This window comes from Companilactobacillus kimchiensis, from assembly GCF_001438805.1.
GTDB classification, from domain to species: domain Bacteria; phylum Bacillota; class Bacilli; order Lactobacillales; family Lactobacillaceae; genus Companilactobacillus; species Companilactobacillus kimchiensis.
In genome coordinates, this window is the sequence record NZ_JQCF01000002.1 from 1 (window position 1) to 13,371 (window position 13,371).

The following is a 13,371-nucleotide window of genomic DNA, read 5'->3' on the forward strand; positions in this document are numbered from 1 at the left end:
GTAATTAAAAATTACCTCCTACTCGATTATAAAGGACAGTTTGAGTTTTAAATATTATTCAAATTACCTATCCATGAAATGAGGCATCCTGTCCCAATTCAAACTATTTTTTCAAGAAAGCAAGTACGTTCTTCGTATCGGGTTTCATTCTTCCTGCTGCAAAAGCGATTATGACTGCAACAATAGAAAATAGAAATTCCCATACTGACCATTTAAAAACTAGTGTTAAAACTAACATAATAATTACTGAAATTAACATGACTCCATCTCTGGGACCTAACTTAAAATATGAATAGAACATCAGATGTCACTTCTTTCTCTATTTGATATACATTGAATAAGTTCAACCAGGATTTCATTGTGTATGTAGAATTTTTAGGTAGCCTTTGTTTCCTTCTAATCGCGGCTTTATCGGAGTCTTGAGACAATTAGGTGCATAGGTCCATTGCAAATCCCTTCAGAAGTTCTGTCGAAACCAACTGAGACTATACACTGAATTACTTACGAAATTAAGGATACCTTCCGAGAGATAGTGCATTGACCGAATGTAGCGTGTGGAACGGGCAGATTCCGTAAAATCTTGGCAGGTGTGCGTCTATCTCTGGTAGGGGGAAGTCTAGGAATAATTCAAACATCCATTTAAATCCTAAGAATATTATAACACCGTTTTCATAGAAAAGATTATGCAAAGTTAAGTTGAACCCGAACGAGCCTGAAAATCTTCAATGACGGTCTAAGAAACTGTTTGAGATCTTTGAAAGATTGATCCATAAGGCGAACTATAATAATTTTGATATTATTATAGTTCAAGTGGTTGACGGATCACTATAAAGTGGAATTTAGCAATCGATAAAGCATTAAATCCAACAATCATGGCTATCATTATTAGAATGTCAGACTGAATATTTAAATTGGTAGAAATAGTTGAACGTAATGAGTTGATAAGGTAGGTCATTGGTAACCATTGATTCATAGTTTGAGCAAAATTTCCGACCAATTGCGTTGGATATAAACCTCCAGATGCAACTACTTGAGTAACTAGGATAATTGATACTAGCCAAGTCCCAACACCTCCTAAGAGCGTACTTAAACAGAAAATCAATGATTGAAATAATAATGATCCAAGGGCCAACTCACCGAATAAGTTAAATTGAGAATTAACTTGTAAATTATTCAAATTTATTAAAGTTAAATATAAGATAACTGATTGAACGATACCAACTGTTGTAATAACAGAGGCCTTGGATAACCACCAATCAAAAGCTGAAGTTGGTTTCTTATGGGGATCATTATCATACATGGTTCCTAAAGCAATTCCTCCCACATAGATTCCAAGTGCGATAGCAAATGGAGCCATTCCAGTACCGTTATTAGGTACCTTGTTAATATCATTTAAATGTTCAGAAATTGGAGTTGCCAAATGATCGGCTGTTTGTTCATTTTTAGAAATGGTATTTAATTTAGCAGCTCCACTTAGCAAAGCTCCTGATAATTGTTGAGTTCCAGCTTTTAATTTTGGAGATGGTGATTGACTGGATATCTGATTAGTAGCTATTCCAGCTCTGACCATACCATCCTGAGCACTGTTAAGAGCTTTGAGAATAACTTTTGAATATGTAGATGTTACTTGTTCTGATACTCTTTGATTAACATTGGTCGCTGCCCCAGTAGTTATTTTAGAAACAATAAAGTTTTGACCAGAATTGATTTGATAATTGATTTTCATTTTTTGAGGATGTGATGAAAGTAAAGTGGTTGCAGTTTTAGAAAAATCTTTGGGAATAATAATAGTCATATAAGATTTACCTGAACGCAAACGTTGTTCAGCCTTTGTTGAACTTGTCTCTTCAAAATTAAATACACCTTTATTTTTAAGATTTCGTGTTAAATTATCACCAATTGCAATTCTCTTGCCATTGAAGGCTACTGATTCATCTTCATTAACAATGTTTACTGGAATATGATCTAGCTTCCCATAAGTATTCCACATTGAAGAAAGGTAGATATAGCAGTAAATAGCAGGAATTAATGCAATTGCCAATAACACTATTAAAAACTTTTTATTATCTATGAGATATTTCCATTCTGATTTAAACATGATTAAAATCTCCTTCAATAATCTTTTGTATAACTGCATAATAGATTCTTAATATTGAAGGGACAATATGCAAAAATGGATAAAGTGTTGAGCAAATAAAGACAGTATTCTTGGATAAAATTGATGACACTCGCATTATATCGGTGACAAAAATACTTGAAGTGTTTATTTATTGAATTCAAATTATTTTATATTATCATAGGTTTTAAATAAACAGTCAGTCTATTTAAGAGGTATTTCTGATGGAATCAAATGAAAAAAGATTAAAGACAGAAATGAAAATTCAACGAGCTTTTATCAAGATTGTTAGCGCTGAAGGATTTGATAAGTTGACGATCAGTGCATTGATCAAAGATGCCAAAATTAATCGTGGGACTTTTTATATTCACTATTTGGATAAATATGATTTAAAATCTCAATATGAAAAAGAAATAATTTTGGACATCCAGAATATATTCTCTAATTATGAAAAACCAGACTTAGATCATCGCAATAAATCTCTAAATAAAAATAATGCTTTTTTGCAGCTATTCAAATATCTCTATCGTCAAAAGGAATTATCGTTAATATTATTGAAAGACTATGACTCTAAATTTGTTAAAGATATCAAAGGTTTGGTGTTATCGGTTGCGTCTAACGCTACAGAAGATGACGATAAATTGCCAAAAAATTATGCTAATGAACTTCTGGCACAGGGAATATTGGATTTTTTGATCTATTGGCTCGAAGGCACTCCAGTATTAAAGCCTCAGAAAATTTACGATATTTTTATCTATACGAGAACTTTGAATCCTGAACAACTTTCTAATCGATGCAAATAAGGCTAGACAAATTTATAACGAATTTGTCTAGCCTTATTTTTTTATAAATGAACAGTTTTAATTCATGAAATTGTCTATAAATGACTGATTAGTAAGCGATTTGAAAAATTGTTTAATCAACAGAGTGTTTATTTTTGATTATTGTTGAATTGGTCTCTAGGTTCTATCATCTGTATTGAAATAAGAAAAGGTTATCTTTTAATATTATTTATTAAAGTTGAGGTAATTAACGATGCTTAAGAGAAATATAAAATGGATAATTTACCTTATTTTTTTTATTTTATTAATCAGTGGTTTTGAGGAACGGTCATCGGTCAGAGAAATGCCAATATTCAATCCAAATTATATGTCGCCAATTGTCATGGTCCCTGGTTCATCAGCGGGAGAAAATCGTTTTGATTATTTGATTTCCAATTTGCCTAGAGAAAAGAATCATTTTAAACACAGTGTTTTAAAAGTCGAAGTGAACGAGAACGATAAAATGAGATTTCAAGGTGGAATCTCAAGAATAGATAATCAGCCTATCATAGTAGTGTCCTTTCAAAATAATCGTGATGGATATCAGAACATCAATCAACAGGCTAAATTGCTTGGGAAAGTAATGCAAAGTTTACAGAATAAGTATGGCTTTACAGATTTTAGAGCCCTTGGGCATTCAAATGGTGGTTTGATTTGGACGTTAGCAATTGAAAAGTATATTAACATTTCAAAAATACATCTCGATTGTTTGATGACGATTGCGACACCTTATAATTTACATGGGTCAAAAATGTTAAACGAGCTGGTTCATAACCGCAATAAAATTCCTTATAATACCACAGTTTATTCAATTGCTGGTGCTAAAAACTATTCGACTGATGGCCTTGTAAAGTCAAATTCTGTTTATAGTGGAAAATATATTTATCAATCTCGAGTTAGATACTTTACTGAGATCACCGTAACAGGAGAAAATACAAGCCATTCAGATTTGCCAGAAAATAGACAAGTTATTGGAATTATCTCCAACTATTTATTTAATAATTTGGCTGGAACCAAAACTTTTCAATAGTTGAAAGAATGAACTGGATATGGATGCTAGAAAAAAAGCATCCATATCCAGTTCATTAGATATTTCCGTGAATAAGGAGAAAGGCAATCGCTACAAAATCAAAAATGCGACGTGTCTGAACTACATTGCTTTTCTTGGGAATAAATTCCAACCAAGGGTTCGATCTATCGAAATATGGAGTAACCAAATAATCATGATACTGATAAATAGATTGTTTGATTTAGTTATTAGGTTTACCGATAATAGAACAATTGGTAAGAGCAACGTATGAGATAAGTTATAAGTTTTCTCACCAGTCTTGGTAGAAATAAAGAATCCCAATGCAGTAATATCAGGAATTAAATATAGAATTGGCATTAACACCCAATTCCCCATATGACCATAAACGATCAATAGAGCAATGGATAGTGAAGCATATTCGTAACGATAAATTTTTGTCATCAAGTACATCTCCTATGACTTTATTTAAAAATAAAGTAACATGGGGCCTAACAACCAAGTCAAATAAAGGAATTAGGTAGGAAAAAATATGAATACTTCAGAATTCTGTCAGGCAGTTAATACTACTCGAGATACTTTGAGATTTTATGATCAAAAAGAGATTTTGGTACCTAAAAGAACCTCGAATAACTATCGCTTTTATAGCGAGAATGATATTCAGGATTTTCGAATAATTCATAATTTACAAAAAGCAGGGCTATTGCTTTCTGATATTAAAATGATTTTATTATTAAAAAATAAACCTGTAACCAAAGACTGTCATGATGAAACGTTGAAGGTAATTAAACAAAAGAATATTGAATTTCAAAAGGAGATTGATTTTTACAAATCTTTGCAAAATGTTACGCAACAAATGATTGAAGTAATGAATGATTCTGATAATGTCGATTTGGAGATACTTATTGATAAATTAGGTGATGTTAAGAATAGTAAATGAGTGCAAACTATTGTCTGTGAAGACTATTTTTTAACCAAAACAATTAGTATAAAAAGATTGTAATAAATACATGTGCAGTTGATATTTTACTTATTTATTTAAAACAACGAAACTAAATTTTTTTATACTTTATATTTTGAGTTCACAATCCTTTGGTAAGTAAGAGATAAGGCCCATAAAGTACACAAACTCAAAAATGTACTTTATTCTTATATGTACTTTATTTTTTTAGGCATAATAAAGTGCAAAATACGGTAATAGAATTAAATGGTTTTGAAAAAAATAAAGTACATTCCTTGGCGCTTTGCCTTTTGTTTTTTCTGAGGACGGATAGATAGAAAATACATTGCTGCAAGTAATAAAAGAATCATTAATAACATTTTAAATACTCTCCTATAAGACAAATAGAAAACGTCTGCATTGATTTGTTCGAAAAGCAGTATATTAAAAAACGTTGAAGTGATATAGGTGCAGAGTATACAAAAATTAAAGACGATATTAAACTGATTACATATAATTGCTTTTTCAAGAATGTAGCTAATATTAAAAGGCAAAGGGAAATAGGGGTGCGTAAGATATGGATATAGACACTTTCCGTAACGATCCACTTTGGATTATAAATAATAGGGATGAACCATTCATACTCTTCTTTGATGAGACAAATAATCCCAGAACGTTTAGATTAACGGAAAAAGGGTTTAATTCAGACACACGTGATTTTTTCATCTTAGGTGGTATTGGATTCAAAAATGAGAAAGCATTGAAAAATGTATCCACTGATAAATTGTTTGAAGAATTTAAATTACAACAGAATTCAACAGAAATAAAATTTAAACATATAAGAAGAGGAGCTGAGAACTTTATTGATCTGATGAAGAGCGATAGAGTAAGGATATTTATTGAATGGTTATTGGACAATAAGCTAGTAATTCATTACTCGTTTACGGACAATCTATACTATTCAATTGTAGATATAGTGGATTCTCTAGATGACTCCGCTATCATGAATTGGGGTTTTAACAGAGAAGTAAAAAATAGTCTTTATTTATTAGCAAAAGAGAACCAAACAACATTTGTCAAACTCCTTATAGAATTTGATTATCCCAATATTAAAAGCCACCGGCTATTTATTGAAAAGGTTGTAGATTGGATAGAATCGGTTAATATCAATGACGATTTTTATTTGGAGTATTTCCGACAAGTTTTAAAAAGTTACAGGACAAAAGAACTGCCGTTTCTAAAGGATAATCAAGATGATATATTAATAGGCGACTATTCCCTTTTATATTGGCGTAGTTTATCAATTTTTAAAAATGCCACGAGCAAATTGGATCATGAATTCAATATTGAGAAATATCTAAAGAAAGATCCGTTAACAAGTAATAGGAAAAAGTTGGAGAATTATTTATTTGAAGACTCGAAAAATGACAAATTTATCCAGTTATCGGATTTAATACTGGGAATATTGCGTTATTGGCTGTCATTTCTTGATGGGAGGAGTGTTGAAGAAATATCAAACGTTTTTGGACAAGTTGCTTATGAAGAGAAGTTATCGTTATATAAACTTCAAAGAGTAATGAATCAATCCTTAAATATTAGCAATGGATTTAAACATGGAATCGGAAGTAATGATATCGAGAAAAAGATTAATTTTTTTCTGGAATATGATTTCAACGTAGATAAAGGTAATGTTTCAAATAATTAGTTGAAAAGAGAGGAGCTTTACTAATGAAATATCCAATCAAAATTCTTAGACCGGAAGTTGATTCTTACAATATTGCTAGTGTTTCTGAAAGATATCAAAAAATGAATAATAGTTATAGCAAGGAAGATTATGGAGAAACAGTCAACTATGCTAGAAGTATGGTTGAGTCTGCTTGTAAGTATGTTTATAAGCAAATTAAAAATTCAGATATGGATGATAAATTTAAATTTCTATCGTTACCCAATATTGTTGAGAAGTGTTTAGATGTTTTAAGCAAAGAAATGTCTTTACCAAACTCCTATAAAAAATTGTCCTCAAATATGATTGATACAATAACGGAACTTGGGAAAATCAGAAATGCAACTTCAGTTTCGCATGGATCAGCGAAAAGGACTATTGAAGTTTCAGCTCCTGAAGCTAAATATGCGGTTTTCATGGCCGAGGGATTTGTAGTGTTTATTTTAGAATTGTTATTCAATAGAACGCATTCACTGAAGAAGAATGCTATTGGGTCAGTAATAGATCCTAAAGGGATGGAAAAAACTTCCGATAGTGAATCGTTACTAATGTATAAGGAAAATCAATTCAATGCTACGTATATGGTTACACCAGGGAATAATGTAATTTATCAAGTAGAGATTCATTTACCTGGATTTATTGATTTTGATAAGGATGAAGAGTTTTTTAGCGATTATATTCAAGGCTTTGTAGAGGACGATGTTCATGTTGAAGACAAGGAACAGACGGGTATAAATAAATATCAATATTATTCCCCAAAGAAAGATTTCTTCTATGAGGTTACAATAAATAAAGATACCAATGAATTATTCATTAGTAGGGATTATTCGAAAAATTGAAGAAAATTCAATATACTAATATACACTGTTAAAACTCATTATTCCCTACACTCTGGTTGTTATGTAACGTAACATTTAATATAAGGATAAATTAACTAATTAAAAATATAACCATTCTGATAGGAGATTGGAGTCAATTAAATTCAATCAATTGCCAGAAAGACAACAAAGGTTTTGTCAGGAAAAAGTATATAGTATATAGATCAGGCGTACCTTGGAAAAAAGACTGTTGTTCATACTTTGTGGATTACTTAACTTCTATAGAAAAAATAATGTGTTTTAAAGTTTAATAGATAACCACTATGAGTGCACTTAATAAAGTATGCTCTTTTGTGGTTAAACGAAATGGTTAGTTAAAGGGCGTGGATATTAATGAATAAAGGGAAAAATATATGCCATTGTATTAAGAGGCTTTTATTTAATTTTTGATTATGACTCTGTTTTGTCACAGTCTTATATTCCATTTATATAGAAAAATGACATCAATGAATAAAACGTATGGATTTAATACATGTAGATTTGATTAGTAAAAAAGTGTCATTCTCACAATGGTTATAGGGATATACTATATAATTGTCTTATATGGATAAAATGATATTGAAGTGAGGATATTATATTGTCAGAAGAAAATAAAAGTATTAAAGGTGTATCGGAATATCTTATCAAAATAAACCAAATCGATGATTATTTGAAGAACACTAAAAAGAGTAGTTCTCGTTTATCATACTTTAGAGGACAAGGAGAGAATCACCCTTCTATAATTCCTGGTATTTATCGAAATGAAAAATTCATAAAAAAGGAAGGGAGTCTGTTCAACTCTTTTTTAAGAATGGATCCGAATTTGTTTTCAATTTGTAATAATAATTTTGATAGACTTGCATTGATGCAACATCATCAATTACCCACTAGATTATTAGATCTTACTACTAACCCATTGATTGCCTTGTATTTTGCAGTAGAAGATGAAGATGATAGTAAAGATGGTGTTGTATACCCTTTTGTTAAAAGATATCAAGTGGAGGACAAAATGGAATCCAAACTATCGAATTATACTAAAGTATTAATCGAGATGAATACTAGTGTTGTGCGTGAAAAAGTAGGAATCGAACTAAGCACATCTAGTGATACTATCGAAATCATGTCATCTTTGGTGAGCCTTAGCGATAGTGATAGGAAGGATTTTTTAGATGATTTAGAAGTATTTGGAGAGTCAATTGTAGAAGATTCGTATCAAGATTCGAATTCAGTGGAGAGAATAGAAAAATGGATGGAAGTTTATAATAATTTAATAGTTTTATCAGATGAATCAAACGGAAATAAGGATCTAGAATCTAAGTTGATGAAGTCTGCATATGATGAATTTAATAGAGCTTCTGATACTAAGAGACTTTATCATGAAATAAAAAGTGATATAGGGGCATTTGATATGGTGATAAATCCGTTTGATATATTGTTGCCCAAAATCGTGAAACCAAGAGTTATAGATAAAAGAATACAAAATCAATCAGGAGTTCTGTTATTTGTACCATTTATACAAAATTATTATAAAAATAAACAAGGGATGACTGAACCATCAAGTTTGGAAGTATATCAAAAACAAGTAGATAATTTAATTGGCTTACTCCAATATCATGATAAACAAGGGGAAAGGGAATCCCTAACTATTGATAAACAGTCGAAAAAAAAGATAAAGTACGAATTATATAAATTAGGTATTGGACCAAACTTTATTTATCCCGGTGCAACAAGAGTAGCCGAGGAAATTGAAATGGAATTAAATACCGAATCAGATTATATCTAAATTAAAATTTAATTCTTTAAACTGCATGTTCATAAGTCCATGATAACAAATCATTCATACCATTAGTTAGAGGTAATACTTGCTGATTGGTTTATTCCAATAAGATGACAGATTAAGTGGAATAGACTAATCAGTCCAACTTGGTTGCCTACCCCGTTTTGATTGATCAGTATAGTTAACTGTGAAATATCATTGACGCCTAATCTGTCCATAATAGAGTCTGTAGAGGTAGTATTAATTCTTTCAAAACGGGTGTTAGTATAAAACAAATAAATTAAATACAATCTGGTAAAGCAATACTTATCAACCGAATCCGTGAATTATCATATTTACAATTTTATTTAATTTTTTGCCATTTGTGGTCAATACTATTACTTTGAATACTTCAGCAATTTTGGATGTCAGATATTTTATATTCATTGTAAGAATTTTTTGTGTCGTAGAATTCTAATCTGATTTCATCGAATAGCTCTGCCGAGTCATCCTTTTTTAGAATGAAGTATGTTCTTACACGCGATATTGAAGCAGGAGGAATCAGAAAAGAATAACTCCCATTATTCCCAAAGGACTCACCTTCAGAAGTAGTAATCTGTTTCGTGACCCCAACTTCCTTATTGTTTAGATAAAGATGTAAATTGACATCCCGAAAAATTGTATTAACGCGCTTGGCGTTTTGTAATTCTATCCAAAGTGGCATTTGAAAGATTATTTCTTCATTTGATTTAAAAAATCCCCATGCTTTATTATTTATCGCGGGATTACAAACATTCAATATTATCATCATATTCTATTTTTTTGATTTTTTACATTACTTAGGATTGCAACAAAAGTTGAAGTGTTAATAATCATTTTTACTCTATAGCATTGAATGCCACCGTTATCATATATTGTTTTTGCAAACTGCATCAAATTCATTCCGGCTTGTTTATCTTCTGAAATAGTATCTTGAATAAAGGGTATGCTATCGTTTATCGTAAGTTTATTTAGTTCATTAACCATATCACTTGGTAAACAACCAGATGGGAATAATTAGTTTTCAACTTTAAAGCTCCCATTAATACCGGAATATTTAATTTCATAATTAGGATTTTGTCTATAGGATGGTATACGATTCGTCTTAGAATAACCTTTTAATTCATGTATGATCCATGTTTTAATGTCTTGATCATCCAATGGATATGAAATAACCAACAATCTTTCAAGACCTTCCTCAATGGATATTGACTGTTGAACGATATTTTTTATTAATTGACTTTTTGCCATATTGTCATCTGATTATTTTATATAATTACCTAACTATACAGTATAAGCAATTACTATGGAAATTGATTTAACCGTAATTTTTGAATATAAAATTCATTTTTAAAACTTGAATCTTTTAATGTAAATTAAGAAATAATAAAAAGAATACAATATAGAGTACATTTATAAAAAAATCGAAAAAACTGGTTAAATATTTGCATTTGAATAAGTATTTAAAAATTAAATAAATTGAAAATGAAAGCCATTCTTCGTGGAGGAAATTATGAATAAGCAAGGTCTTCAGTTTTATATGGACGAAAGTGGAAACACTGGAGGAAATTTATTAAATAAGGAGCAACCGTTCTTTGTGACAGGCGGATGGTTGATGAATGATTCATATATAAAAAAATTGAATCAGTATGTATCTACTCTAGATTTCGAATCCGAGATACATTATAAAAAGCTCCCTATGGGTTTAGCTAAAGAATCACTTGGAATTATGGTCAAGATGATTATTGATTCAATGTCTTTATTTAACAATCCAGAAGAAGATGATTTTGTATTACCGATATTTGTTCGAATGCGAAAGGATTATCTTTTGATAGACCGTCTGATTTATTCGATTTTTGATTCACAATTCGGTCCAAAAGAGTATAAAGAATATATTGATTCTTCGTTTTTATTGAATGATGAAAAACTTTTAGAATTTGTTCATATAGTTAAAAGTAAGCTTGGAGAGAATAGAACGTTTTTGAAATCGGCGGAGAAACTATTTAATTTTAGTGGTGATTGTGATCCTATATATAACGACTATTTGGATAATTGTATTAATGAATTCTTGCAAGTGTCGCCATATTCTGAAAACCCGATGTATGTTGGGTTTCTGAAACATATAAATAAAAATGATGTATTTGATGATTTAAATAGTAATGGTAGTTCTCGATATCAGAGAGAAGTAGTTCCTCTTGTTATAAGCACACTTTTCGATAGTATAGAAAATATTTTGAATTTAAACATAGGGTTAGATAAGATTATAATTTATCCTGATTCCGATTCTAATAAGAATTATATTGATGATTATTGGAAAATGTTAAATGAAGTCTTTTTAGATAAAAAGTCCAATGAAAAAGGTGGTTATAAGAATATAAGCAAAATAGAGCCAAATTGTTTATCTGAAGACTATTTAGGTATTCAATTGGCAGATGTTTTATGTAGTATGCAAAATGAATTGTTGAGAGATGGTTCAAGTCTTAGTACTAAACATTTAAAAAAGGGTTCAAATAAAATTGGAAAAAATCAAAATGAATATAGAGAAATTTTAAATGAATTAAATGAGTTGTTATTATTTATGAATCAAGAAATTTATAAAAAATTTGGAATAAGTCTTATTACTGAATTTTGATTTTTGTACTAGAAAGTTAGAAACGAAAAAACTAACCATAAAGGTTAGCTACTAACAAAATAATTCTAAAGCTTGTGTTGAAGTCATAGGAGGGTGATATTCAGTAGTTTGATAATGTGCATTATAATTTTGTTTTCCTGATTCTCATGTGTTAATAAAATGGATTGTTATAGGATTTCTGAACGTTAAAAAAATCATCAATCAATTTTTGACGATCAGAATCAGTCAAAATATTGTTATTAGTTTTTCCATCAATCCAATCTGAAAGTTCGAAAAAGTATTTTAACTTCTCGACGTTTTCTATATTGCTATCCTCCAGGTATAAATTGAGTTGAACCGCAATTTGGTGAGCTCTAGTTTTATTTAGTAAAGAATTTAATTCTTTATAGGCTTGTTCATGTTTATCCCGTTGAATTTCTTTAAGCTTTTCTTCTTTAGCGGCTTCAATGGCTTGCAATCTGTCTTTTTCAATTTGCTCTCTACTTTGAGGAATAAAGCTGATTATTTTAATAAGTACTCTTCTAATATAGTCTGAGTCAGATTCATCTATTTCATGGCGTATGGGCTTGAGCTCTCCCCAAAACTTGTCTAATTTTAAACTAAAGTAAATAGTTTCATTTGCTGGAATATAGACTTTGTTGTTCCATTCATTCCAACGTTTGTCTTCCGGACCAACAAGTATCTGCCTGCTGGGTACATGACAACCGAGAATTAGTTTGGCATCTTCAAATAAAATCCTTAGATTCTTGTCATCCAAAGTGACAACTGCGCCTGCATTGTTGAGAACTTTTAATAAGGTATTTGTCACAATTAAAGCATTAGTTGAAATTTCTATATTGTCACGTTTATGAAAATATAGAGTTCCAATGTAATTTTTAGAATTAATGTATTCCGTAGATTCGCGCACTCCAAAATAAGAATTTTTTTCTTTTTTTCTTTCGTCCATAAAATCATTAATAAAACGTTCTTTCTTTTGTGGCATTGTTTTTGGAACAGTTGTATTATTCATTGCTTTATTAATCATTCGAGGATTTTTAAAATCAATATTCGGAAAGTATTCTTGGATAGTTTTGTTCTTTGTCAAACTATCTTCATTTTTTGTAATATCAATCAGAATGCTTTTTTCAATTTTAGTTGTAGATTTGTGTTTTTCAATTATATCAATAATATAATCATTTTTTGAGTTTGGAAGTTTTAACTTTGATACTGAATTACCGACATGAAGATTACTCCAATAAGAATTATCAGGCAGTGGGATGTTTCCAGACTTTGCAGCATCCTTTAGTTTATACGTAGTAGTGTTTAACTCAGAAGCTGTTTTACTGATACCATTTTCCCAAATTTTTTTATAAAGTTCGGAACGACGTAGACTTTTAACCATTATTATTATCCCCATATAAACATTTTAGTTTGTTATCATATAATTATTGATGAAATCGTTTTCAAAAGCAAGGCGACGC

The 13,371-nt window shown here is 30.2% G+C and carries 12 protein-coding genes; 7 read left to right on the forward strand and 5 right to left on the reverse strand.

All coding sequences use genetic code 11. The features are described 5' to 3' along the window. Positions 1-103 precede the first annotated feature (103 nt). Entirely contained in the window at positions 104-304 is a 201-nt protein-coding gene (locus IV57_RS13315) for a hypothetical protein (protein ID WP_057879741.1), read from the reverse strand. A gap of 495 nt (positions 305-799) precedes the next feature. Further along, positions 800-2,098, reverse strand: a complete 1,299-nt coding sequence (locus IV57_RS01585) for a YhgE/Pip domain-containing protein (protein WP_057879742.1) — start codon at positions 2,096-2,098, stop codon at positions 800-802. A 242-nt stretch (positions 2,099-2,340) separates the two neighbouring features. Here IV57_RS01585 and IV57_RS12920 point away from each other — a divergent pair, with 242 nt between their 5' ends. Together IV57_RS12920 and IV57_RS01595 are read left to right on the forward strand one after the other, a co-directional pair. Continuing rightward, a complete protein-coding gene (locus IV57_RS12920) occupies positions 2,341-2,919 on the forward strand; it encodes a TetR/AcrR family transcriptional regulator C-terminal domain-containing protein (RefSeq protein ID WP_083488853.1) in 579 nt (192 codons plus the stop codon). Positions 2,920-3,151: 232 nt separating this feature from the next. Beyond that, the gene (locus IV57_RS01595; RefSeq protein ID WP_057879743.1) at positions 3,152-3,967 is read left to right on the forward strand and encodes an alpha/beta hydrolase; all 816 of its coding nucleotides are present in this window, start codon (positions 3,152-3,154) and stop codon (positions 3,965-3,967) included. A gap of 120 nt (positions 3,968-4,087) precedes the next feature. Here the strand turns inward: IV57_RS01595 and IV57_RS01600 are convergent, their stop codons facing one another. Beyond that, positions 4,088-4,408 (reverse strand): DUF4260 family protein, encoded by a 321-nt coding sequence (locus IV57_RS01600; RefSeq protein WP_057879744.1) that lies wholly within the window; start codon positions 4,406-4,408, stop codon positions 4,088-4,090. Positions 4,409-4,496: 88 nt separating this feature from the next. Here IV57_RS01600 and IV57_RS01605 point away from each other — a divergent pair, with 88 nt between their 5' ends. The 4 genes from IV57_RS01605 to IV57_RS01620 all read left to right on the forward strand — a co-directional run bounded on the left by IV57_RS01605 (position 4,497) and on the right by IV57_RS01620 (position 9,267). Then, a complete protein-coding gene (locus IV57_RS01605; protein ID WP_057879745.1) occupies positions 4,497-4,904 on the forward strand; it encodes a MerR family transcriptional regulator in 408 nt (135 codons plus the stop codon). Between the two features lie 577 nt (positions 4,905-5,481). Beyond that, complete coding sequence (locus IV57_RS01610; RefSeq protein ID WP_057879746.1) at positions 5,482-6,609, forward strand: DUF3800 domain-containing protein; 1,128 nt, start codon at positions 5,482-5,484, stop codon at positions 6,607-6,609. Positions 6,610-6,632: 23 nt separating this feature from the next. Continuing rightward, complete coding sequence (locus IV57_RS01615) at positions 6,633-7,466, forward strand: abortive infection family protein (protein ID WP_057879747.1); 834 nt, start codon at positions 6,633-6,635, stop codon at positions 7,464-7,466. A 616-nt stretch (positions 7,467-8,082) separates the two neighbouring features. Next, positions 8,083-9,267, forward strand: a complete 1,185-nt coding sequence (locus tag IV57_RS01620; RefSeq protein WP_057879748.1) for an FRG domain-containing protein — start codon at positions 8,083-8,085, stop codon at positions 9,265-9,267. A 1,029-nt stretch (positions 9,268-10,296) separates the two neighbouring features. Here IV57_RS01620 and IV57_RS13090 read toward each other — a convergent pair. After that, entirely contained in the window at positions 10,297-10,530 is a 234-nt protein-coding gene (locus IV57_RS13090; RefSeq protein ID WP_157051876.1) for an AbiTii domain-containing protein, read from the reverse strand. 262 nt (positions 10,531-10,792) lie between these two features. Here IV57_RS13090 and IV57_RS01635 point away from each other — a divergent pair, with 262 nt between their 5' ends. Then, complete coding sequence (locus IV57_RS01635; RefSeq protein WP_057879750.1) at positions 10,793-11,911, forward strand: DUF3800 domain-containing protein; 1,119 nt, start codon at positions 10,793-10,795, stop codon at positions 11,909-11,911. 151 nt (positions 11,912-12,062) lie between these two features. On the opposite strand, the gene IV57_RS01640 is transcribed toward IV57_RS01635, so the two are convergent. Beyond that, complete coding sequence (locus tag IV57_RS01640; protein ID WP_057879751.1) at positions 12,063-13,292, reverse strand: hypothetical protein; 1,230 nt, start codon at positions 13,290-13,292, stop codon at positions 12,063-12,065. Positions 13,293-13,371: the final 79 nt, after the last annotated feature.